Origin of the sequence: Pollutimonas thiosulfatoxidans, from assembly GCF_004022565.1 — a bacterium.
Taxonomy (GTDB): domain Bacteria; phylum Pseudomonadota; class Gammaproteobacteria; order Burkholderiales; family Burkholderiaceae_B; genus Pusillimonas_D; species Pusillimonas_D thiosulfatoxidans.
Genome location: NZ_CP022987.1, coordinates 1,674,624 through 1,697,562, shown reverse-complemented (window position 1 = coordinate 1,697,562; position 22,939 = coordinate 1,674,624). Strand labels below are relative to the sequence as shown.

Sequence of the window (22,939 nt, the reverse complement as noted above, 5' to 3'; positions counted from 1 at the left end):
TTTTGCGCCGCATTTGCCTAGTCGCGGTTTATCCCCCAATGCTTCAAGGGTATACTGGTAACAATACGGCTTATCAAGGCGTCGTACTGTTGCCTTCTGCCCCGCTATCCGCTATTCGGTCTGGCCGTGTCGCGGAAGGTTGTCCCCTGCATCATAACGAGTGAGACACTCGGATAGGTGAAGCGAATATATGTCATCGGAAATAGAACTTTTATCCAATTCGTACCTTTTTGGCAGTAATGCACCCTATGTCGAGGAGCTCTACGAGGCTTACCTCGATAACCCGGGTTCTGTTTCAGAACAGTGGCGCCAATACTTCGACCAATTACAACACCTGCCCGCCACCGACGGTAGCGAAATTACGCGCGACCAGGCCCATGCGCCTGTAGTCGAGTCGTTCGCTCAGCGTGCCAAGGCCAACGCCTTCGTGGCCCGCGCCCAAGAGCCCGATTTGTCCATCGCAGGCAAGCAGGTCTATGTGCAGTCCATCATCGCCGCATACCGGTCGCTGGGCTCGCGCTTTGCCGAACTCGATCCGCTCAAGCGCTTCGATCGCCCGGTCATCCCCGAGCTCGATCCCTCTTTCTACGGACTGACCGAAGCCGATCTCGACCAGGTCTATTCGGCCACCAATACTTATTTCACCAAAGCCGACACCATGACCTTGCGCGATATGCTCAAGGCCTTGCGCGATACCTACTGTCGCAGCGTCGGTGCCGAATTCATGCACATTTCCGATCCGGCCGCCAAGCGCTGGATCCAGGAGCGGCTCGAGTCCACACTGGGTGTTCCTTCGTTTTCGCCCGAACGCAAGCGTCACGTCCTTCAGCAGATCACCGAGGCCGAAGGCCTGGAGCGCTTCCTGCATACCAAGTATGTGGGCCAGAAGCGCTTCTCGCTCGAGGGCGGCGAAAGCTTCATCGCTGCCATGGACGAAGTCGTCAATCACGCCGGCGACAACGGTGTCCAGGAAATCGTCGTGGGCATGGCTCACCGCGGTCGCCTGAACATGCTCGTGAACATCATGGGCAAGATGCCGGGCGATCTGTTCGCCGAGTTCGAGGGCAAGCACGCCGAAGGCCTGACCGACGGCGACGTTAAATACCACAACGGTTTCTCCAGCGACCTGTCCACGCGCGGCGGCCCCATACACCTGTCGCTCGCGTTCAACCCTTCCCACCTTGAAATCGTCAATCCCGTGGTCGAGGGCAGCGTACGCGCGCGCCAGGACCGTCGCGGCGACGAAGAAGGTGCGCAGGTTTTGCCGGTACTGGTGCATGGCGACGCCGCCTTTGCCGGACAAGGCGTGGTCATGGAAACCCTTAACCTGGCACAAACGCGCGGCTATGGTACGGGCGGCACGCTGCACATTGTCATCAACAACCAGATTGGCTTCACGACGTCCGACCCGCGCGATACCCGTTCCACGCTGTATTGCACCGATGTCGTCAAGATGATCGAAGCACCGGTGTTCCACGTTAACGGCGACGATCCTGAAGCCGTTGTCTATGTCACGGCCTTGGCGCTCGATTACCGCCTGCAGTTTCACCGCGATGTCGTGGTCGACATCGTGTGCTTCCGCAAGCTGGGCCACAACGAGCAAGACACCCCTTCGCTTACCCAGCCGCTTATGTACAAAAGCATAGGAAAGCATCCTGGCACGCGCAAGTTGTACGCCGACAAGCTGCTCGCCCAAGGCGTGCTGGCCGAAGGCGAACCCGACCAACTGGTCAAAGACTATCGTCAGCTCATGGAAGACGGGCAGCGCACGATCGAACCCGTGCTTACCGACTACAAGAACAAGTACGCGACCGACTGGTCGTCCTTCCTGGGTGCCAAATGGACCGACCAGGCAGACACCGGGGTTCCGCTTGCCGACCTTACCCGTATCGGCGAAAAGCTCACCACGGTTCCCGAAGGCTTCACTGTCCACTCGCTGGTCAACAAGCTGCTTAACGACCGTCGCAACATGGCGCGCGGCGAGCAGAATGTCGATTGGGGCATGGGCGAGCACCTGGCGTTCGCTACGCTGGTCGCCAGCGGTTACGCCATACGCATCACCGGGCAAGACTCCGGCCGCGGCACGTTTACGCACCGCCACGCGGTCTTGCACGACCAGAAGCGCGAGCGCTGGAACGATGGCACGTATATCCCCCTGCAAAACGTCTCCGAGGGCCAGGCACCGTTCACGGTCATCGATTCGGTCTTGTCCGAAGAAGCCGTTCTGGCGTTCGAGTACGGCTATGCCTCGGCCGAACCCAACACGCTCACCATTTGGGAAGCGCAGTTTGGCGACTTCGTCAATGGCGCCCAGGTCGTCATCGACCAGTTCATTACATCGGGCGAAGCAAAATGGGGACGCCAGTGCGGTCTGACCATGATGCTGCCGCATGGCTACGAGGGGCAGGGTCCAGAGCACTCTTCCGCCCGTATCGAGCGTTTCCTGCAACTGTGTGCGGACAACAACATACAGGTGGTGCAGCCAACCAACGGCTCGCAAATTTTCCACCTGTTGCGTCGTCAAATGATCCGGCCCTTCCGCAAGCCGCTGGTCATCCTGACGCCAAAATCCCTGTTGCGCAACAAGGACGCCACCTCGCCGCTATCCGATCTGGCCAATAGCCAGTTCTTGCCGGTCATTGGCGAGCAAAACGCCGACATCGACCCGGCAGCCGTCAAGCGCGTGCTGGTTTGTTCCGGCAAGGTGTATTACGACATCATGCATGCCCGCAAAGATGCAGATCGTTCGGATGTTGCCATTCTGCGTATCGAACAGCTTTATCCGTTCGCTCACAAGTCCTTCCAGGCCGAGCTGCAAAAATACGAGAACGCCAAGGAAATCGTCTGGGTACAGGACGAACCTCAAAACCAGGGTCCCTGGTTTTATATTCAACATCATTTGTACGAGAATATGGCTGACGGTCAACGTTTGGGCTATGCGGGCCGTGCTGCCTCGGCTTCTCCTGCGGTGGGCTATCTGGCCAAACACCAGGAGCAGCAGCGCAATCTGCTCGAACAGGCTCTGGCGCCCAAGTTCAAAAGCTTCATGCTGACCAAATAACGACTATCTCACATCACGGAATACACATTATGGCTATCACCGACGTTCTCGTACCCCAGCTTTCCGAATCAGTTTCCGAGGCCACGCTGCTTACCTGGAAGAAGCAACCGGGCGAAGCAATCGAAGCAGACGAAATTCTCATCGAGGTCGAAACCGATAAGGTCGTACTCGAGGTGCCTGCACCCTCGTCGGGCGTCTTGAAGGAAATTGTGAAGGCAGATGGCAGTACGGTAACCTCGGGCGAAGTACTGGCGCGTATCGATACCGAAGGCAAGGCTGCGGCTGCGCCTGCGGCCGCCGAAGCTGCGGCACCAGCAGAGCCCGCAGCAGCCGCTCCGGCCTCGGCCAAGGCGGCTGCATCGTCAGTGGCGTCGCCGGCAGCCAACAAGATTCTGGCCGAAAAGGGTGTGGATCCTTCCAATGTCGAAGGCTCCGGCCGTGGCGGTCGCATCACCAAGGGCGACGCCCTGCAGGCGGACAGCGCGCCGGCCAAGAAGGCCGCTGCCGCTCCCGCAGCACCCACCAGCCTGTCGCTGGATGGCCGCCCCGAGCAACGCGTACCCATGAGCCGCTTGCGTGCTCGCGTTGCCGAACGCCTGCTGCAGTCGCAGGCCGAGAACGCCATCCTTACGACCTTCAACGAAGTCAATATGCAGGGCATATTGGATCTACGCAAGAAGTACAAGGACCAGTTCGAGAAAGAACACGGCGTGAAGCTCGGCTTTACCTCGTTCTTCGTCAAGGCTGCCGTTGCGGCGCTCAAGAAATACCCCATCGTGAACGCCTCGGTCGATGGCAAAGACATCATCTACCACGGCTACTTCGATATCGGTATTGCCGTGGGCAGCCCGCGCGGCCTGGTGGTGCCCATCCTGCGTAACGCCGACCAGCTGTCCATTTCCGAAATCGAGAAGCAGATCGCCGACTTCGGTGCTCGTGCACGCGATGGCAAGCTTACTTTGGAAGAGCTTACCGGCGGTACGTTCTCGATTTCCAACGGCGGGGTGTTTGGTTCCATGCTGTCCACGCCCATCATCAACCCGCCGCAGTCGGCCATCCTGGGCATACACGCCACCAAGGACCGCCCGGTCGCCGAGAACGGTCAGGTCGTCATCCGCCCAATGAACTATCTGGCACTTTCTTACGATCACCGCATCGTTGATGGCCGCGAGGCCGTGCTGGCCCTGGTCGCCATGAAAGAAGCGCTGGAAGATCCTCAGCGCCTGCTGCTGGACGTCTAAGCAATCGGGGTCGGCCGGTGCAAGTCCGGCGGCGCGACGTTCTGTATGCGCTGACCCTCGCAGGCCTCTGGCGGGCCTGCGCCACCACTATCAAGATCGAGAAAAAATATGGCTAAACAATTCGACGTAGTCGTTATCGGCGCCGGTCCTGGCGGATACATTGCCGCCATCCGCGCAGCCCAGCTGGGCATGACGGTGGCCTGCATAGACGCATGGAGCACCGCTGACGGTAAACCCGCACCCGGAGGCACCTGCACCAACGTGGGCTGCATTCCGTCCAAGGCACTGCTTCAGTCGTCCGAACACTTCGAACAGGCCAACCATCATTTTGCCGATCACGGCATCGAACTGAAGGGCGTGAGCCTGAAGCTGGACACCCTGATCGGTCGCAAGACCACCGTGGTCAAGCAAAACAACGACGGCATCCTTTATTTGTTCAAGAAGAACAAAGTCACTTTCTTTCATGGCACGGGGTCGTTCGTGGCTCATGTGGACGGCGGCTGGTCCATCAAGGTTGCCGGCAAGACTGACGAAGACCTCGTTGCCAAGCATGTCATTATCGCCACGGGCTCCGCTCCACGCGCTTTGCCGGGCCTGCCTTTCGACGAGACACAGGTGCTGTCCAACGACGGCGCCTTGCGCCTTCCCGCCGTGCCCAAGACCCTGGGCGTGATCGGTGCCGGCGTCATCGGCCTCGAACTGGGCAGCGTATGGCGTCGCCTGGGTTCCGAAGTCACCATTCTTGAAGCCATGCCCGACTTCCTGGCCGTTGCCGATCAGCAGGTGGCCAAGGAAGCGCACAAGGCTTTTGCGAAGCAGGGGCTGGTCATCCACACCGGTGTAAAAATCGGCGAGATCAAATCCGGCGCGAAGTCCCTTACCGTTCCTTATACCGACGCCTCTGGCGCGGATCAGAAGCTGGTCGTGGACAAGCTCATTGTTTCTATCGGCCGCGTTCCCCATGTGGACGGTCTGGGTGTAGAGACCGTAGGCCTGAAGCTTGATGAGCGTGGCTTTGTGGCGGTAGACGACGATTGCAAGACCAATCTACCCAATGTCTGGGCTGTCGGCGATGTCGTGCGCGGCCCGATGCTGGCGCACAAGGCTGAAGAAGAAGGCGTGGCGGTGGCAGAACGCATTGCCGGTCAACACGGCCATGTCAATTTCGGCACGATACCCTCGGTCATTTATACATCGCCGGAAATCGCCTGGGTCGGCCAGAACGAGCAGCAACTGAAGAAGGAAGGCCGCGACTACAAGGCGGGCAGCTTCCCCTTCATGGCCAATGGCCGCGCTCGGGCGCTGGGCGACACCACAGGCTTCGTCAAGGTGCTGGCCGATGCCAAGACCGATGAAGTGCTGGGCGTACACATTGTGGGCCCCCAGGCTTCCGAACTGATCTCCGAGGCCGTCACCATCATGGAGTTCCGGGGTGCAGCTGAAGACATCGCACGTATCTGCCATGCGCACCCGACGCTGTCGGAAGCCATGAAAGAAGCGGCGCTGGCCGTCGACAACCGCACGCTGAATTTCTGATTCCGGCGTGTTGCTGCGTTGCTGATTCTGTAAAGGGCGGGTGTCGACTCGCCCTTTTTGTTTTTTGTGAGTCTGTTGGATGAATGTTCGCGAGTACTACCATCATGTGTTGCAAGAGCGTGGCTATCAGGTCGATGAGGCCCAGCTCGCGGCGGTGGAGCGATTGCAGACTTACTACGACGACTGGGTCAGCTTCAAGCAAGGACGCTCTTCCACCTTGCGCAAGTTATTCCGGCGACCCGATGTGCCGCGCGGCGTTTACATGTGGGGCGGGGTGGGGCGCGGCAAGAGCTTCCTGATGGATGCCTTCTATCAGACCGTCCCGGTTCGGCGCAAGACGCGGGTGCACTTTCATGAGTTCATGCGTGGCGTGCATCGGCAGTTGGACGAAGTGCGCGGCCAGCAAGATCCATTGGACGAAGTCGCGCGCCTCCTGGCCAAACGTTACCGGCTTATTTGCTTCGACGAATTCCATGTGTCCGATGTGGCGGACGCAATGATTCTGTACCGGCTGCTGTTCAAGTTGTTCGAGCATGGCACGTCCTTCATCATGACGTCCAACTACGAGCCCAACACCTTGTATCCCGATGGCTTGCATCGCGATCGCATTCTTCCGGCCATCAAGCTGATCTACGAGCGCATGGATGTCCTGAATGTGGACATCGGCGTGGACTATCGCCGCCGCAGCCTCGAACAGATGCGCATGTACTTGACGCCGATTACGGCGGAAACCACCAAAGAGCTACGTGCCAATTTCGATCGCTTGCTGGATACTGCGCCACTCAAGCCTGTCCTTATGGTCGAGAACCGCCAGCTGCATGCCGTGGCGCTGGGCGGCAGTATTGTGTGGTTCGACTTCGCCACCTTGTGCGGCGGACCGCGCTCGCAAAACGACTATCTGGACCTTGCCAGTCGATTCAAGACGGTGATTTTGTCGGATGTGCCGCGCATGGGTCCACGCCATGCGTCCGAGGCAAGGCGCTTTACCTGGCTGATCGATGTGTTCTACGATCACAAGATAAAACTGATCATGTCGGCCGAGTGCGAGCCCGACGAGCTTTATACCCAAGGCCCCATGGCCAACGAATTTCATCGCACGGTCTCGCGCATACTCGAGATGCAGTCGCGTGATTACCTGGAAGCTGATCGTCGCGAGGCTGTGGTTCTGTAGTCCTGCCCGCCTATCTGTCCTTACTTACTTAAGCGATTTATGAACACCCGTGTACTGACTGGCATTACCACTTCCGGCACCCCGCACCTGGGCAACTATGCCGGCGCGATCCGGCCCTCCATACAGGCCAGCGCGCTGCCTGGCGTGGACGCCTTCTATTTCATGGCCGACTATCACGCCCTGATCAAATGCGATGATCCCCAGCGCATTGCCCGGTCCCGCCTCGAGATCGCGGCTACCTGGATTGCGGCCGGGCTTGATCCGGAAAGGGTAACGTTCTATCGGCAGTCCGACATTCCCGAGATTCCGGAGCTATGCTGGATGCTTACTTGCGTGACGGCCAAGGGACTGATGAATCGGGCGCATGCCTACAAGGCATCCGTCGACCAGAATGTCGCGCGCGAAGCCGAACCAGACGATGGCATCACGATGGGGCTGTTCTCGTATCCGGTGCTGATGGCCGCCGACATCCTCTTGTTCAATGCCAACAAGGTGCCGGTGGGGCGCGACCAGATCCAGCATCTGGAAATGACGCGCGACATTGCGCAGCGTTTCAATCACTTGTATGGAAAAGGCACCGACATCTTCGTGCTGCCCGATGTGCAGATCGACGACGAGGTCGCCACGCTGCCAGGCCTGGACGGTCGCAAGATGTCCAAGAGCTACGACAACACCATTCCCTTGTTTGAAGGCGGTTCCAAGGCGCTGCGTGCGGCAGTGATGCGTATTGTCACTGACTCACGCGAACCGGGTGAGCCCAAGGATGCGGAAGGCGCGCACTTGTACACCTTGTACCGCGCCTTTGCGACGCCCGATGAAACGGCGACTTTTCGGGCCCAGCTTGAAGCCGGCATGGGCTGGGGCGACGCCAAGCAGGCCTTGTACGAGCGCATCGAGCAAGATTTGGGTCCCATGCGTGATCAGTATGCCGAGCTGATGGCCAGGCCGGAACGTATCGAGGACATACTGCAGGCCGGCGCGGCCAAGGCGCGCCGCCTGTCCGAGCCTTTCATGGCGCGTTTGCGCGAAGCGGTGGGCCTGCGCAGCAGCATGCTGCCCGCGTCGGCCCTGACCGATGCGACAGCCCCCAAGCCCGCTGCGAAGCGGCCCCGCTTCGTCAGTTTCCGTGATGAGGCGGGGCAGTTCCGTTTCCGCTTGCTTGCCGGCGACGGTCAGGAACTGATGCTGTCCGAACCCTATGCCAACCCCAAGGACGCCGGCGTCGCCATCCGTCAGCTTCAAGCCGTGGACGGTGAGGTAGCGATGCTGGAAGACGGCGAGCAAGTGGTCCTGCGCGTGGATGGCACCGTGGTCAGTCGCTTCGATGCCGACCGACTGGCCAGCGTTCGCGCGGCGCTGGCTGACCTGGCTACCGACTGAAGCAGCGCTGCATTCAGTTGCAGCGTTCTGCCTGTACACCCAGTTGGCCGCACAAGGCCAGGATGTCGTCCACTCGGTCCCGATAGACCAGTAAGACCTGGAAGTCGTGGGTATAGCTTTGTCCGAAGTGGATCAGCTGATATTTGGTGTGATGCGCCAGCAGTTGCTGGTCGACCCAGGCAAAAAAGCCCGACACGCTATCGAAGCTGCTTTGTTCGTAGGGATAGTCCGGCAAGGCTGGCTGCTCAAAGGCGTCGACGATCTGTTCATAAAGTTCGTCGACGGTGTCGGCATAAGCGAAGTAGTCCTCTAGCTCGGTGAACAGAACGAAAGCCAGCAGGCCCTGCGGATCGTACTCGACCACCTTGGCTGCATCCGCACCGTAAGTCTCGAGCAAGGTCGGCGTCGGACTGGCCTGCACCTGCAGGCAAAGGTCGATGATGCGGTTCGCCTCGTGCTCGTCCAGGTCGTCGCAAGTTAGCCACTGCGTCAAGGTAAGCAGCTGTTCGCGCTTGTTGTTCTCTGGCTGGTTCATGTTTATTGCTTTAGTTTTGCAAACGCGGCGGCCATGGCGCTTTCGCCTGCAGGCGGTGCAGATCGCGGCTGGGCCGGCTTGCGTTTGTCGCCATTGCTGGGGCGGCGCTCTTCCGAGCCGCGGCGGGTGGGCGCACCCTCGTCGTCCAGCCGCATGGTCAGCGCAATGCGCTTGCGTGCCGCATCCACTTCCTGCACCTTTACCTTTACGGTCTGGCCGACACGGACAACATCGCGGGGGTCCTTGACGTAGCTTTGTGACAGGGCCGAGATATGCACCAGGCCGTCCTGATGGACGCCCACATCAACGAAGGCCCCAAAATTGGCCACGTTGGTGACGACGCCTTCGAGAATCATGCCCGGGTGCAGATCGGCCAGGGTGTTCACGCCTTCCTTGAACTGCGCCGTCTTGAACTCTGGCCGCGGGTCGCGACCAGGCTTCTCAAGCTCCAGGAAGATGTCCTTGATGGTAGGCAAGCCGAAACGCTCGTCGGTGAACTCGGACGGCGACACACCCTTGAGTGCGCCGGGCGCGCCCATGATGGCACGGGCGTCGGCCTGGATCTTGGCCAGGATACGTTCAACGACAGGATAGGCTTCCGGGTGCACCGCGGACGCATCCAGTGGGTTGTCGCCGTCGGGTATGCGCAGAAAGCCGGCAGCCTGCTCAAAGGACTTGTCGCCAAAGCGCGGCACCTTCATCAATCCCTTCCGGTTGGTAAAGGCGCCGTTCTCGTCGCGCCAGGCGACGATGTTGCGAGCCAGTGTGGCGTTCAGGCCGGACACGCGGGTCAGCAGCGGAGCCGAGGCCGTGTTCACATCGACACCGACCGCGTTTACGCAGTCTTCGATTACGGCATCCAGCGAGCGTGCCAGCTCGCGTTGATTCACGTCGTGCTGATACTGGCCCACGCCTATGGCTTTGGGCTCTATCTTGACCAGCTCGGCCAAAGGATCTTGCAAGCGGCGAGCGATGGAAACAGCGCCGCGCAGGCTGACGTCCATGTCGGGGAATTCCAGTGCGGCAAGCTCTGAGGCCGAGTACACGGAAGCTCCGGCTTCCGAGACCATCACCCGTGTAAGCGTCATCTCGGGGTGTTTCTCGAGCATGTCGATGACCAGCTTTTCCGTCTCGCGCGAGGCCGTACCGTTGCCGATGGCGATCAGTGCGATATTGTGCCGGGCCACCAGCGCTGCCAAGCTGCGTATGCTGCCTTCACGGTCGCGCCGAGGCTCGAACGGATAGATTGTTGCCGTGTCCAGAACCTTGCCGGTTGCATCGATGGCTGCCGCTTTGACGCCCGTGCGTATGCCCGGATCCAGTCCCAGCACGGCTTTGGGTCCGGCCGGAGCCGCCAGCAGCAAGTCCTTCAGGTTGGCGGCGAATACGCGTATGGCTTCTTGCTCGGCGCTTTCACGCAAGCGGCCTATCAGCTCGGATTCGAATGAGGTCAGCAGTTTGACGCGCCAGGTCCAGCGGCACACTTCCGCCAGCCAGCGGCCCCGGGGCGGTGCATCGGCGCCAAAGTCGGCGCCGACTCGCAACAGGTCGGCAATACGCAGGACGCAAGGGTGGGGCGTCTGGGCTTCCAGTTCGGGGGACAGGCCCAGCCGGATATCGAGCGCGCCCTGTTGACGGCCACGCAATAACGCCAGGACGCGGTGCGACGGCAGCGTGCGCAGCGGCTCGCTGAAATCAAACCAGTCGCGAAAGTTCGCACCCTCGGTTTCCTTGCCTTCAACCACACGAGAATACAGCAGGCCGGTGTTCCAGAGGTGCTCGCGCATCGTCGCCAACAGGTCGGCGTTCTCGGCGTAGCGCTCGGACAGGATGTCGCGGGCTCCATCCAGGGCGCCCTTGATGTCATTGACACCGGCCTCGGCGTTGATATAGCCCGCGGCCAGTTGCGCAGGGTCGCATTGCGCTTCTGCCACGATGGCATCGGCCAGCGGCTCCAGGCCCGCTTCCCGAGCGATTTGCGCCCGGGTGCGCCGCTTGGGCTTATAGGGGGCGTAAAGGTCTTCAAGGCGCTGCTTGGTGTCGGCCGCATTGATTTCTTGCTCGAGGGCGGCATCAAGCTTGCCCTGCTGGGCGATAGAGTCCAGGATGGCGGCACGGCGCGACTCGAGGTCGCGTATATAAAGCAGCCGCAATTCCAGGTTGCGCAGCACGGTGTCATCCAGCCCGCCTGTGGCTTCTTTCCGGTATCGGGCAATGAAGGGCACCGTGGCGCCACCGTCCAGCAGATCTACGGTCGCCTCGACCTGGGCGAGCCGCACATTGAGCTCCTTGGCCAGCAGGGCGAGTATGCGGGCCGGATCAGGCGCGCGGTCGGCTTTGCCGGATTTTGCGAGAACGGAATTTTCAGTCATTGGTCCAAGAATAAAACAAGTGTTCAGGCGGGGCATTTTGCCACATCGGCCTGCGGTCGGGAAAGCTACGAGGGTATCATCTATGCTTGCCTGTCTTTAAGCGCTTCACTCCTTCTTTACCATTTGATGCTATTGCAAGAATTAACCGATATTTTCTCGGCCGATGGGCCTATCGCGCAAGCCGTGCCCGACTATCGCCCGCGCGTGGCTCAGCTGGAGCTCGCCCAGGCCATCGAGCTGGCCTTGCGCGAACGCAGCACGCTGATCGCCGAGGCGGGTACGGGCACCGGCAAAACGTGGGCCTATCTCGTGCCGGCCTTTCTTGGCGGCGGCAAGGTATTGGTGTCCACCGGTACGCGCACCTTGCAAGACCAGCTGTTTCGGCGCGATCTGCCGCGGCTGCGCAAGGCGCTGGCCCTGCCCATCTCTGTCGCGCTGCTTAAGGGCCGCGGCAACTATGTGTGTCATTACCATCTCGATCGCCTGGGTGGTGACGACCGCGCGCTGAAATCGCGCGCCGAGATCAGTCAACTGCGCCATATCCAGGTTTTTGCCAAGCAATCGCGCAGTGGCGACCGCAGCGATCTGGCCGAGGTCCCCGAGGACGCCGACATCTGGAACCGGGTCACCTCGACGCGCGACAACTGCCTGGGGCAGGACTGTCCCCACGTACGCGACTGTTTTGTAATGAAAGCCCGGCGCCAGGCCCAGGATGCCGACCTGGTGGTGGTCAATCATGCGCTCTTCATGGCGGACCTGGCCCTGCGCGAAGAAGGTATTACCGAATTGCTGCCCACCGTCGAACTGGTGGTGTTTGACGAGGCGCATCAACTTCCCGATATTGCCACCCGCTTTCTGGGCAGCAGCGTGTCTTCGCATCAACTGCTGGACCTGGCCCGAACAACCGAGGTGGCCGGTCTGGCTTACGCCCGCGAATCCACCAACTGGAGCGAGGCGGGCAAACGCATAGAGCAGGCAGCACGAGAATTGCGGCTGGCTGCGGCCCCGATCGAGAAGCTGCCCGGGCGCAAAGCCACGTATCTGGCCATCCCGAACCCGGCACAGTTCGATAAAGCCCTGACCGACCTTCTGGATGTCCTGGACACCAGTGCCCAACTGCTTAATGTGGTCAGCGAAAAACATCCCGACCTGGCAGCCGTCCATAAAACCTGCCTCGATCTGCGGGCGCGACTCTACCAATGGAGCCAGCCCGACCGCAGCGGCAAGAACGCGCTGCGTCCGGCAAGCGACGACGCCACCCTGCCGGCCGACGCCGACGGTGCCGCAGTGCGCTGGGTGGAGCAAACCCAGCACCACATGCGGCTGCATAGCGCGCCCCTATCGGTGGCCAAGGTGTTTTCCCGGTATCGAAGCAAGGACCAGGCCTGGGTGCTGACATCGGCCACCCTTTCCGTACATGGGGATTTCGGCCATTTCGTGCGGCAGTTGGGCCTTTGGGATGCCACCACCCGCCATTGGGAATCACCTTTCGACTACCCGGACCAGGGCGTGCTTTATGTGCCCAAGTCCTTGCCACTGCCCAGCGATCGCGAATTCAACGAGAAGTTCGTGTCCGCGCTGCTGCCGCTCATACAGGCGTCCACCGGTGGCGTATTGGTCTTGTGCACGACCTTGCGGGCAGTCGATCGCATCGCCACGCTGCTTGAAGAACATTTTGAAGACCTGGACATCGACCGGCTGCTGCTACGGCAGGGGGAAAGCTCGCGCGGCGTTTTGCTCGAGCGCTTTCGCGCGCAGAGCAATGCGGTGCTGGTGGGCAGCGCCAGCTTCTGGGAAGGCATCGATGTGCCGGGCAACGCCCTGACGCTGGTCGCGATCGACAAGCTGCCCTTCGCGCCGCCCGACGATCCGGTTCTGGAAGCCCGCCTGAACCTCTGTCGCACTGAAGGCGGCAATCCGTTCATGGAGTACCAGTTGCCCGAAGCAGCCATTGCGCTCAAACAAGGAGCCGGCCGCCTGATACGTTCGGAAAGCGACTGGGGCGTGCTGATGGTGGGTGACACCCGCATGGTCGAAAAACCCTATGGCAAGCTGCTGTGGCGCGGGCTTCCACCCTTTGCCCGTACGCGCGAGGCTGCCCAGGTTATCGGCTTTCTGAAAAGCAAACAGGCTCCGAAGGAGCCTGTGCAAGAAACGAGCGACACCGTGGCGATCAAAGCCAGTTGATGGGGTTCCATTTGCTGCCGCCGGGTTCATCCAGGCCCCGCGCGTAGTACTTGCTGTCGGGGAAGTTCTGGTCGAGCACGCGTTTGGCGTCATCGCGCAGTTCTGTCATCCCCAGCTTGTCGTAGGACAGCATCATGATGTACAGGGCCTTCTCGGCGATGGGCACGCCCTGGAAGTCGGTGATGACGGTTTGCGCACGATTGACCGCCGCCACGTAGGCACCCCGCTCGTAATAATATTGCGCCACATGCACTTCGTTTTGGGCAATCGTGCTGACCAGCCACGTTACCCGCTTGCGTGCATCGGCCGCGTAGCGGCTGTCGGGATAGCGTTCGATCAGTTCATTAAACGATTCGTACGATTCGCGTAGCCCTTTGGGGTCGCGTTCGCTGGGATCCTGGCGCGTGATGTTGCTGAACGCCGCGCTGGGAGGCGTGAAGGTGATGAGACCCTTCAGATAAAGCATATAGTCGGTGCCGGGGTGATTCGGATACTGCTGCTGGAAGCGATCGATTGCCGCCAGCGCCTGCTCCGGCTCTTCGTCTTTCCAGTTTACGTAGGCCTGATCCACCAGCGCCTGCTGTGCATAGGTGCCAAACGGGTAGCGCGCTTCAATGGCTTCGAGCCGTGCGCGGGCTTCTTTCCAGTTGCCTGCGCTGGTCTCTTCGCGGGCGTCCTGGTACAGGCGTTCGGCGCTCCAGCCGGCGGTCTTGTCCTGGTCCCCCTTGACTGTGCCGCAGCCAGCGATCACGATGATCGCAAGCAGCGCCAGCAGGGTGAGCCCTAAGCGTGCCAGGCCGGAAGATCCGGAAAATTGAGAGTCGGTACGAGTCACAAAAGCGTCCTTGGTGTTAGCATTGCAGGCTGATTATATGATTTGTCGCCATGCCTGACACAGATATCGCCAAAGAAAGTTTGGCGCCCCTGGCCACCCTGGAGTTTCAGGTGCCATTTACCGCCATGCCCGAGCGGCTGGACAAGGTTCTGGCCCGGCTCATTCCGGAGCATTCACGCAGTCGAATGCAGGGCTGGATTGAATCAGGCCATGTGCAGGTCAATGGCCAGCCAGGCCGCATCAGGCAGCAGGTCAACCCGGGGGACAAGCTTGTCGTGCACCAGCAATTGGCGCCGGAATCCCAGGCATTTACGCCAGAGGATGTACCCTTCGGGGTCGTACAAGCCAGCCCCGACTGGATTGTGGTCGACAAGCCGGCGGGCCTGGTGACGCATCCGGGCGCCGGAAATTGGACCGGCACGCTGCTTAATGGCCTGCTTTATCGGTTTCCCGAGCTCGCCACGGTATCGCGCGCCGGGATTGTGCATCGTCTGGACAAGGATACCTCGGGGCTCCTGGTCGTAGCCAGGCACGACCGGGCGCAAACCCATCTAGTACGCCAACTGCAGGACCGCAGCGTCAGTCGCGAATATCTCGCCCTGGTGCACGGGCACATCCGCTCGGATGGCCAAGTACGGCTGGCCATCGGCCGGGATCCGCGAGTGCCGGTGCGCATGTCGGCAGATCACCCCATCGCTCCCAAAGAGGCCATTACCCATTACGCGCCGCTGCGTCGCGGAATGATCAGCGGGGAACACCCGGTTACCGAGGTGATATGCCGGCTGGAGACGGGCCGTACCCATCAGATACGTGTACATATGGCCAGCCTGCGGCATCCCCTGGTGGGCGACACACTGTACGGCGGCAAGCCCTTGGGAGATGCCTCGCGGCAGTTGCTGCATGCCCGGGCACTGGCCTTCGATGATTTTTCCACGGGAGAGCGACTGTCTTTCGAATCGCCGCTTGCCCAGGATTTCAAGAAGGTGCGCGATGACATTGCCTGGGACGCTTGACGCTGGTTTGCCCACCGTAAGCGGTCGTCCATGGCCGGGTGTGCGCTACTTCTGTACAACCCGCCAGGGGGGTGCCAGCGTCGGACCATGGTCTGCGCTTAATCTTGGGCGCCATACCAGGGATGATCCTGCTCACGTTGACCAGAATCGCGCACTGCTGCTGCGGCATCTGCCGGCGGCGCCTTTATGGCTGGACCAGGTGCACGGATCGACGGTGCTGGACGCCGACCTGTCGCAACCAAGCGAGCCAGGTCGTCAGGCCCTGCCGGTCGCTGATGCTGCCGTGACGACCCGGCCGGGCACCGTGCTCGCCATCATGACCGCCGACTGCCTGCCTGTGGTAATTGCCAGTATGGATGGACGCGCGCTGGGCGTCGCACATGCCGGCTGGCGTGGCCTTGCCGCAGGCGTCCTTGAAAACACCCTGGCAGCGCTGCGTCTGCGCGCCGATGTGGGCACGACGTGGCAAGCCTGGGTAGGTCCGGCAATCAGCCGGGTTCACTTCGAGGTGGGGCCTGATGTCTACGAAGCGTTCACCGCCACCGACCCCGAAGCGAGCGCACACTTTGCCCCAGGGGCCGCACAGAAGTGGATGGCCGACCTGCCCGCACTTGCACGCCGTCGTCTATTGCAGGCTGGCATCCAGCAGGTGGAATTGTCGGGCGTATGCACCTACGCACAGGCCGACAAATACTACTCGTTCCGGCGTAACCCGACGACCGGCAGACAGGCCACACTGGCTTGGCTCGCGCCGGTCTAGACACCGTGGCGTATGCCTGTGGATAAGGCTAGCGACTTACCCTGATTGACACCAAATTGAATGCCATTCACCATGAAGACAAGGTATTTAAACGCTTAAGGTGTCAGCAAATTGAGAGCTTCGTCATCAGTATGGCCGATTCCGGTTACCGTCGCGCCGGACAAGCTCGCGCAAATACAGTCCGAGTTCTCGCGCGAATGGCTGCGTATATCCACGAGCGCGCAGCAGGGTGCTCTGGCACCGCCGGCCGACCGCCGTTTTCGTAGCGAGGCCTGGACCAGCCATGCTGCTTCCCTGATGGCAGCCCATACCTATTTATTGACTGCCAAAACGCTGGACAGCATGGTCGACGCCGCCGACATCGACGAGGCCGTGCGTAAGCGCCTGCGGTTCTCCATCATGCAATGGGTCGAGGCCAGCTCGCCTGCCAATTTCCTTGTCACCAATCCCGATGCCCAGCGCGAGCTGATCAAGTCCAATGGCCAGTCACTATGCCGGGGCATGGCCAACCTGATCAGCGACCTGCAAAAGGGCAGGCTTACGCAATCCGACGAATCTCAGTTCGAGCTCGGCAAAAATGTCGGCATCACGCCGGGCGCCGTTATTTACCAGAATCGGCTGATGCAGCTTATTCAGTATGCGCCGACCACACAGCAGGTCTACAAGAAGCCGCTGCTTGTCGTCCCGCCGTGCATCAACAAGTATTACATCCTTGACCTTCAGCCCGAAAACTCCTTCGTGCGCCATGCCATCGATCAGGGCCACACGGTGTTCCTGGTTTCGTGGCGCAATCCGGCCACCACCGATACCGACGGTGTCGATCAGGCCACTTGGGCCGACTACCTCCAGGAAGGCGTGCTGCAAGCCATCGACGTCGCCAGTAGTATCTCGGGGTCCAGGCAAATCAACGCCCTGGGGTTCTGCGTCGGTGGAACACTCCTGGCGTCAGCCTTGTCTTTGGCGCATGCGCGGGGCAAGCAGCCGGTCAGCGCGCTTACCTTGCTGACCACCATGCTCGATTTCGCCGATACCGGTGTGCTGGACGTTTTTGTCGACGAACAGCACGCCCAGAAGCGTGATCAGGAGTTGGGGCAGGGCGGACTGATGTCGGCTCGCGAGTTGGGTACGACGTTTTCGTTTTTGCGGCCCGCCGAACTGGTCTGGAATTACGTCGAAGGCAACTATCTGAAAGGGCAGCTACCGCCGGCGTTCGATCTCTTGTACTGGAATGCCGACGGCACCAATTTGCCCGGCCCATTTTTTTCCTGGTATTTCCGCAATACCTATCTGGAGAACAACCTGCGGGTTCCCGGCAAGGTCAAGGTAGGCGAACACGCGCTCGACCTGGGCACGCTGTCCATGCCGGCCTATATCTATGCATCACGAGACGACCACATTGTGCCGTGGCAGGCGGCGTATGCTACAACCGGGATTCTAGGCGGCGCGTCGCGGTTCGTGCTTGGTGCATCGGGCCATATTGCGGGCGTCATCAATCCTCCTGCCAAGAAGCGCCGCAGTTATTGGGCACACGATGACGCCGTCCCGTCGGCTGCACCGGCAACTGGCGCCGCACAGTGGCTGGACAACGCAGCCGAGCACTCTGGCAGTTGGTGGCCCGATTGGGCGGCATGGTTATCGACCCGGTCGGGTGCCAAGGTTCGCGCCCCGGCCAGCGCCGGAAATAAAAAATATACGACACTCGAATCGGCGCCAGGCAGTTATGTAAAAGTGCGGGCACAGTAAACCGACTGTCTGGAACTCAACAACAACAGGAGAGCATCATGGCTAGCAAACTGGCTTATGTAACAGGGGGGATGGGGGGCATAGGCACCAGCATCTGTCAGCGGTTGGCCAAAGAAGGCTATACCGTGGTGGCGGGGTGTGGGCCCAGCCGAAATTTCAAGCAGTGGCTCGATGAGCAATCTGCCTTGGGCTACAGTTTTCACGCTTCCGTCGGTAATGTGTCCGACTGGCAATCCACCGTCAAGGCTTTCGAACACGTGCGTGACAACCTAGGTCCGGTTGATGTGCTGGTCAACAATGCCGGCATTACGCGCGACGGGCTCTTCCGGAAAATGACTCAAGAAGACTGGCGTGCTGTTATCGACACCAATCTGAACAGCTTGTTCAACGTTACCAAGCAGGTCATCGAAGACATGGTCGAAAAGCAATGGGGGCGCATCATCAATATCAGCTCCGTAAATGGCCAGAAGGGGCAGTTCGGGCAAACCAATTACTCGACCGCCAAGGCGGGCATACACGGTTTCACGATGGCGCTGGCCCAAGAGGTCGCAAGCAAGGGCATTACGGTCAATACCATCTCGCCGGGGTATATCGGTACCGATATGGTGCGGGCCATCCGTCCCGACGTGCTCGAAAAAATCGTCGCCACCATACCGGTCAAACGTCTGGGCACTCCTGAAGAAATCGGGTCCATGGTGGCCTGGCTTGCCTCCGACGAATCCGGGTTTGCGACGGGCGCCGATTTCTCCCTTAATGGCGGCTTGCACATGGGCTAGGTATCGATTCAGATTTCCGCCACGACGGCTGCAGGCTTTGCCCGCCTCCAGTCGTTTCGCATCAACTCGTATTTGGCCAGAATGTCATGACGCAAGCTCAGCAAGCACAATCCAGCACATCAACCCGCTTGATCAAGAAGTACCCCAATCGGCGCCTGTACGACACGCAGACCAGCGCCTATATCACTTTGGCCGACGTCAAGCAGTTGGTGCTCGATTCCGAGGTCTTTCAGGTTGTGGACGCCAAGTCCGGTGACGACCTTACGCGCAGTATCTTGCTGCAGATCATCCTCGAAGAAGAAAGCGGTGGCATGCCCATGTTTTCGCCTACGGCACTGTCGCAAATCATCCGCTTCTACGGCCACGCCATGCAGGGCGTCATGGGCTCGTTTCTGGAAAAGAACATCCAGGCTTTCATGGACATCCAGGACCGGATGGCCGAGCAATCAAAGGGTCTGTACGGTCAGCAGTTCGGGCCGGAAGCCTGGACGCAATTCATGAATATCCAGGCGCCGGTGCTGCAAAACATGATGAGCAACTACGTCGATCAAAGCAAGAACCTGTTCGTACAGATGCAAGATCAGATGCAGGACCAAAGTCGCAATATGTTCTCGGTATTTCCCTTTGCTGCGCCGCCGCCCAAAGATCCGAAAAAATAAGGCTTACTCGGGCTTGCTCTTGAAGGGGCTGTGCGCCTGCAGCTCTTTAAGATAGGCATCCACCGCAGTGGTTTCCACTTCAAGAAACTCCATGATGGCCTCGGCATAACGCTGATCAGCAATCCAGTGCGCCGAGCATGTCCGCACAGGAAGCATGCCGCGCGACAGCTTGTGTTCACCCTGGGCCCCGCCTTCGAAGACACTTAAATTGCGAGCAATGCAATACGCTATGCCCTGGATGTAGCAGGCCTCGAAGTGCAGGCCCGGAATGTACCGCGTGCAGCCCCAATAGCGACCGTACAGGCGCTTGGTTGCGCGGATGTTCAGGGCGGCGGCTACCGGGGCGCCGTCTTGTTCGGCAACGACCATCATCATGCTTTGCGGCATGCGCTGATGCAAGGTCTCGAAGAAGGCGTAAGACAAATAGGGCGCATTGCCATGTTCCATGTAGGTGCGCTCGTAGCAGGTGTAAAAGTACCTTAGCGTCTTGCTGTCGATGTCCTCGCCTTCAAGCCAGCGAAAGCGCACGCCGGCTTGTTCGACCTTGCGACTGTCCTGTTTGATTTTCTTTCGTTTCTGTTGGCTGAGGCTGGCAAGGAAATCTTCGTAAGAACTGTAGCCGTCATTGAACCAATGAAACTGCACGTTCTCGCGCAGCATGAATCCCGCTTCCACCAGTGCGCGCTCGTCATCCGCATCGGGAAACAACACATGCACGGACGAAACCTGGTTGTCGCGGCTGATCGCGATCGCCTCTTGTGCCAGCAGGACACGGTCGGCGTGGTTACGCGCCAGTAGGCGAGGCCCGGGCACCGGCGTGAACGGAATGGCGGAAAGCAGCTTGGGGTAGTAAGCAAGCCCATGGCGCGCAAAGGCATGCGCCCACGCATGGTCGAAGACATACTCTCCACGAGAATGCGATTTTAAATACAGAGGCATGGCAGCCGCCAATTGCCCGTTGCGGTGCATCAGCAAAAAGTGGGGCGCCCACCCCGTTTCAGGAGCGGCGCATCCGGTTTCCTGCAAAGTCAGCAAGAAGGCATGATTGACCAGGGGGTGATCGCCCGCCAGGCTGTTCCACCCATCGGCATCGATATCTTGCAGTTGGCGAACAAGGTTGAAAGTGGGGGACAAGGCAGGCTGGAGCGTCAGGCGCAGTAGTGATCAAGGCAACAAAGGTGCGGGCCTTCAGAGTGTAGTCCATAGGCCGGCGATACGGTAAAGTGCCCGCATGCAGAAAATTCCCATCACGGTGGTTTCGGGTTTCCTGGGCAGCGGCAAGACCAGTCTGCTGAACGGTCTTTTGCGCGCGACGCCAACAACAGAGGCGGAGCAGGGTGCGCTGGATGGCACCCTGGTGCTGGTGAATGAGCTCGGCGCCATTGGCCTGGATCACCGGCGCTCGCTTGCCGTCACCGACACGGTGGTGTTGCTGGAATCGGGATGCCTTTGTTGTGCCGTGCGGGGCGAACTCGTTCAGGCTTTGCGCCAGGCATTCATGGACGCCTTGCACAAGAAGATACCCGCTTTCTCCCGGGTACTGATAGAAACCACGGGGATCGCCGATCCCGCAGCAGTGATGTACACACTCAAGTATGAGCCCTTTCTTGCAGAGCGATACCGGTACGCAGGCTGCATCACTGTGGTCGATGGCTGCTTCGGCGCCATGCAACTGGAGCAGCATCGGGAAGCGGTGCAGCAGGCCGTGTTGGCCGACGTTCTGGTCATCAGCAAGACGAACCTGACGGACACTGATAGCCTGGCCGAGCTGGAGGTCTCATTAGGGCGCATCAATCCGATGGCCGTTCGTTTTCAGGCTGACCATGTGCCGGTGCTGGCAGAGTTGCTGCACACGGCCAATTCCACAGTAGAGGCGCCGGGCCGGCTAAAGCTTGCACCCCTATGGACGCGTGGTGCCTTGCGGTCAGCCTCCATGCACCATGGGGGCGTAGGGGTGTTGACGCTGTCATGGTCCACGCCCTTGCAGCGCTCCCGTTTCGTGGCCGCCGTCAGCGCATTGCAAGAGCTCGAGCATCCCTACTTACTGCGTCTCAAGGGATCAGTCTGGTTCCAGAATGCGATTGAAGCCGTCCTGGTGCATGGCGTGCACAAGCACCTGTATCCCCTTGACTTGCCGGCCCCCAGTGCGGGCGATACCTCGCGATCATCTTTTCTTGTGGTGATCACACGCGACGGCCCGCTCGCGGCGCCGCTCGAGATTTTCCAACGGCTGCTACCTGGTGCTCATTTGGCAGTGTCGCCTGAGGGCAACTTTGTAGATTCATAGGTTGCAATGACTGCCTGCCGGTGGTGTAATGGCATTGTTACTGCCACAGGCAAGACCCGGCGCAAGACGCTAGGTCAACCCGCATTACGGGCTCCTGCTGGCACAGGCCGCGACCTTGTCTTTCGGCCATCGCAATATAAATTGAATAATTTTAAACAGGCGCATTATTCGCGTGTGCCAGGCAAGCCCCGTATCTTCCGGGCAAGCTTCGGCGGGCCGCAAGCGCCTGAACCACAAATATTTCATAGCAGTGGGCCATCCCTCGGATAGCCTGATGAAGTAGCGTAGCTGCCTCATCAGACGCGACCACCTGCACCCTGAAATAGGACTCATGGCAGCAAACCTTAGTATTTCCGGTATTGGCATTCTCGCAAGGCGCAGGCCTGGGCTACGTGCGACCCTGGCCATCCAGGGGCAGTACTCTGCCGGCGCCCGTACGGTTTGCGCTGCGGCCGGTGTAAGGTCGCTTGTACCTCAAGCGGCATTATCAGCACAAACAAAAATGGGTCAAACGCGTTTGCGTTTGACCCATTTAAAAACTGGTTGCGGGGACAGGATTTGAACCTGTGACCTTCGGGTTATGAGCCCGACGAGCTGCCAGACTGCTCCACCCCGCGTCTGAAGAAAAGAATATTAACCCAATTACCTAATCCATGCAACCCAAGCAGAACCTACTTTTTGCCCGATGACAGAGACCGAGATCATCCGAGTGCTTGAAACGGCGCTGTTGTGCGCCGATCGCCCCATGCCGGTGGCCGAGCTGCGCAAGCTTTTTGCAAGCGAAGACTTCACCAACGATGACTTGCATCGCTACGTGGCTACCTTGCAGCTGGACTGGAGCGAAAAAGGTCTCGAACTGGTCAACCTGGCGACGGGCTGGCGCTTCCAGAGCCGGCCGGATATGCAGCGCTATCTGGCACGCCTCAACCCCGAAAAGCCGCCCCGTTATTCCAGGGCGGTGCTCGAGACCCTGGCCATTATCGCGTGGCGCCAGCCGGTAACCCGGGGCGACATCGAAGACATTCGTGGCGTCACGGTCTCAACGCAAATCGTGCGTACGCTGGAGGATCGTGGCTGGATCGAGGTGCTCGGGTACCGGGACGCCCCTGGGCGGCCGGCGCTTTTGGGCACCACTCGCCAGTTCCTGGACGATCTCGGGCTTAAGGCGCTGGACCAACTACCTGAGTTGGAATCTCAGGAGGCGGTAGTAGCCCTTGCAGGCCTTCAGCTTGAAGAAATCCCCAACGACGAACTCGCATTCGCCGAGGCGACAGAGGCATACGACACCGAATCCCCGGACGCAGACCCAGGCGAACGTAACGCCATCATTAATGCCGACGATGCGCAGCCATCGGTGGAAGAACAGATACAAACGGAGTACCA

At 59.9% G+C, this 22,939-nt stretch carries 16 protein-coding genes, 1 tRNA gene and 1 pseudogene; 13 read left to right on the top strand and 5 right to left on the bottom strand.

Annotation, left to right across the window (positions count from 1 at the left end):
• Positions 1 to 190: 190 nt before the first annotated feature.
• The 5 genes from CKA81_RS08080 (at position 191) to CKA81_RS08060 (ending at position 8,389) form a co-directional block, all read left to right on the top strand.
• Positions 191 to 3,061 carry a 2-oxoglutarate dehydrogenase E1 component gene (locus CKA81_RS08080; RefSeq protein WP_128354851.1) on the top strand — a complete coding sequence of 957 codons (2,871 nt, stop codon included), beginning with the start codon at positions 191 to 193 and terminating at the stop codon, positions 3,059 to 3,061.
• A gap of 29 nt (positions 3,062 to 3,090) precedes the next feature.
• The gene (odhB, locus tag CKA81_RS08075; protein ID WP_128354850.1) at positions 3,091 to 4,302 is read left to right on the top strand and encodes a 2-oxoglutarate dehydrogenase complex dihydrolipoyllysine-residue succinyltransferase; all 1,212 of its coding nucleotides are present in this window, start codon (positions 3,091 to 3,093) and stop codon (positions 4,300 to 4,302) included.
• Between the two features lie 108 nt (positions 4,303 to 4,410).
• The gene (gene lpdA, locus CKA81_RS08070) at positions 4,411 to 5,838 is read left to right on the top strand and encodes a dihydrolipoyl dehydrogenase (protein WP_128354849.1); all 1,428 of its coding nucleotides are present in this window, start codon (positions 4,411 to 4,413) and stop codon (positions 5,836 to 5,838) included.
• A gap of 79 nt (positions 5,839 to 5,917) precedes the next feature.
• Positions 5,918 to 7,009 carry a cell division protein ZapE gene (gene zapE / locus CKA81_RS08065; RefSeq protein WP_128354848.1) on the top strand — a complete coding sequence of 364 codons (1,092 nt, stop codon included), beginning with the start codon at positions 5,918 to 5,920 and terminating at the stop codon, positions 7,007 to 7,009.
• A gap of 39 nt (positions 7,010 to 7,048) precedes the next feature.
• Complete coding sequence (locus CKA81_RS08060; protein ID WP_128354847.1) at positions 7,049 to 8,389, top strand: tryptophan--tRNA ligase; 1,341 nt, start codon at positions 7,049 to 7,051, stop codon at positions 8,387 to 8,389.
• Between the two features lie 13 nt (positions 8,390 to 8,402).
• On the opposite strand, the gene CKA81_RS08055 is transcribed toward CKA81_RS08060, so the two are convergent.
• Positions 8,403 to 8,924 carry a hypothetical protein gene (locus CKA81_RS08055; RefSeq protein ID WP_128354846.1) on the bottom strand — a complete coding sequence of 174 codons (522 nt, stop codon included), beginning with the start codon at positions 8,922 to 8,924 and terminating at the stop codon, positions 8,403 to 8,405.
• 2 nt (positions 8,925 to 8,926) lie between these two features.
• Complete coding sequence (locus CKA81_RS08050) at positions 8,927 to 11,296, bottom strand: Tex family protein (protein ID WP_128354845.1); 2,370 nt, start codon at positions 11,294 to 11,296, stop codon at positions 8,927 to 8,929.
• 126 nt (positions 11,297 to 11,422) lie between these two features.
• On the opposite strand from CKA81_RS08050, the gene CKA81_RS08045 reads away from it, so the two are divergent.
• A complete protein-coding gene (locus CKA81_RS08045) occupies positions 11,423 to 13,483 on the top strand; it encodes an ATP-dependent DNA helicase (protein ID WP_128354844.1) in 2,061 nt (686 codons plus the stop codon).
• Here the strand turns inward: CKA81_RS08045 and CKA81_RS08040 are convergent.
• Positions 13,470 to 14,258 carry an outer membrane protein assembly factor BamD gene (locus tag CKA81_RS08040; protein ID WP_164878454.1) on the bottom strand — a complete coding sequence of 263 codons (789 nt, stop codon included), beginning with the start codon at positions 14,256 to 14,258 and terminating at the stop codon, positions 13,470 to 13,472. The two genes, CKA81_RS08045 and CKA81_RS08040, sit on opposite strands and share 14 nt — an antisense overlap.
• Positions 14,259 to 14,368: 110 nt before the next feature.
• On the opposite strand from CKA81_RS08040, the gene CKA81_RS08035 reads away from it, so the two are divergent.
• The 5 genes from CKA81_RS08035 to phaR all read left to right on the top strand — a co-directional run bounded on the left by CKA81_RS08035 (position 14,369) and on the right by phaR (position 19,269).
• On the top strand, positions 14,369 to 15,331 hold the full coding sequence (locus CKA81_RS08035; RefSeq protein ID WP_128354842.1) for an RluA family pseudouridine synthase: 963 nt from the start codon (positions 14,369 to 14,371) through the stop codon (positions 15,329 to 15,331).
• A complete protein-coding gene (gene pgeF / locus CKA81_RS08030; protein WP_128354841.1) occupies positions 15,309 to 16,091 on the top strand; it encodes a peptidoglycan editing factor PgeF in 783 nt (260 codons plus the stop codon). The genes CKA81_RS08035 and pgeF overlap by 23 nt, the downstream gene beginning before the upstream one ends.
• A gap of 111 nt (positions 16,092 to 16,202) precedes the next feature.
• Complete coding sequence (gene phaC / locus CKA81_RS08025; protein ID WP_128354840.1) at positions 16,203 to 17,834, top strand: class I poly(R)-hydroxyalkanoic acid synthase; 1,632 nt, start codon at positions 16,203 to 16,205, stop codon at positions 17,832 to 17,834.
• Positions 17,835 to 17,872: 38 nt separating this feature from the next.
• Complete coding sequence (phbB, locus tag CKA81_RS08020) at positions 17,873 to 18,610, top strand: acetoacetyl-CoA reductase (protein ID WP_128354839.1); 738 nt, start codon at positions 17,873 to 17,875, stop codon at positions 18,608 to 18,610.
• A gap of 86 nt (positions 18,611 to 18,696) precedes the next feature.
• Positions 18,697 to 19,269 (top strand): polyhydroxyalkanoate synthesis repressor PhaR, encoded by a 573-nt coding sequence (gene phaR, locus CKA81_RS08015; RefSeq protein WP_128354838.1) that lies wholly within the window; start codon positions 18,697 to 18,699, stop codon positions 19,267 to 19,269.
• Positions 19,270 to 19,272: 3 nt separating this feature from the next.
• On the opposite strand, the gene CKA81_RS08010 is transcribed toward phaR, so the two are convergent.
• Entirely contained in the window at positions 19,273 to 20,403 is a 1,131-nt protein-coding gene (locus CKA81_RS08010; RefSeq protein ID WP_128354837.1) for a GNAT family N-acetyltransferase, read from the bottom strand.
• A 97-nt stretch (positions 20,404 to 20,500) separates the two neighbouring features.
• Here CKA81_RS08010 and CKA81_RS08005 point away from each other — a divergent pair, with 97 nt between their 5' ends.
• The gene (locus tag CKA81_RS08005; RefSeq protein WP_128354836.1) at positions 20,501 to 21,556 is read left to right on the top strand and encodes a CobW family GTP-binding protein; all 1,056 of its coding nucleotides are present in this window, start codon (positions 20,501 to 20,503) and stop codon (positions 21,554 to 21,556) included.
• Positions 21,557 to 22,096: 540 nt separating this feature from the next.
• Here the strand turns inward: CKA81_RS08005 and CKA81_RS08000 are convergent.
• Positions 22,097 to 22,173, bottom strand: a tRNA-Met gene (locus CKA81_RS08000).
• Positions 22,174 to 22,241: 68 nt separating this feature from the next.
• Here CKA81_RS08000 and scpB point away from each other — a divergent pair.
• Positions 22,242 to 22,800: pseudogene (scpB, locus tag CKA81_RS07995) on the top strand (SMC-Scp complex subunit ScpB); the annotation flags it as partial.
• Positions 22,801 to 22,939 lie beyond the last annotated feature (139 nt).

Bases quoted from the DNA above. Each gene is read 5' to 3' on its own strand.
- pgeF (WP_128354841.1), top strand. From the start codon at position 15,309: ATGACATTGCCTGGGACGCTTGACGCTGGTTTGCCCACCGTAAGCGGT.
- CKA81_RS08050 (WP_128354845.1), bottom strand. From the start codon at position 11,296: ATGACTGAAAATTCCGTTCTCGCAAAATCCGGCAAAGCCGACCGCGCG.
- zapE (WP_128354848.1), top strand. From the start codon at position 5,918: ATGAATGTTCGCGAGTACTACCATCATGTGTTGCAAGAGCGTGGCTAT.
- CKA81_RS08035 (WP_128354842.1), top strand. From the start codon at position 14,369: ATGCCTGACACAGATATCGCCAAAGAAAGTTTGGCGCCCCTGGCCACC.
- phbB (WP_128354839.1), top strand. From the start codon at position 17,873: ATGGCTAGCAAACTGGCTTATGTAACAGGGGGGATGGGGGGCATAGGC.
- CKA81_RS08045 (WP_128354844.1), top strand. From the start codon at position 11,423: ATGCTATTGCAAGAATTAACCGATATTTTCTCGGCCGATGGGCCTATC.
- CKA81_RS08055 (WP_128354846.1), bottom strand. From the start codon at position 8,924: ATGAACCAGCCAGAGAACAACAAGCGCGAACAGCTGCTTACCTTGACG.
- lpdA (WP_128354849.1), top strand. From the start codon at position 4,411: ATGGCTAAACAATTCGACGTAGTCGTTATCGGCGCCGGTCCTGGCGGA.
- odhB (WP_128354850.1), top strand. From the start codon at position 3,091: ATGGCTATCACCGACGTTCTCGTACCCCAGCTTTCCGAATCAGTTTCC.
- CKA81_RS08080 (WP_128354851.1), top strand. From the start codon at position 191: ATGTCATCGGAAATAGAACTTTTATCCAATTCGTACCTTTTTGGCAGT.
- CKA81_RS08060 (WP_128354847.1), top strand. From the start codon at position 7,049: ATGAACACCCGTGTACTGACTGGCATTACCACTTCCGGCACCCCGCAC.
- CKA81_RS08005 (WP_128354836.1), top strand. From the start codon at position 20,501: ATGCAGAAAATTCCCATCACGGTGGTTTCGGGTTTCCTGGGCAGCGGC.
- phaR (WP_128354838.1), top strand. From the start codon at position 18,697: ATGACGCAAGCTCAGCAAGCACAATCCAGCACATCAACCCGCTTGATC.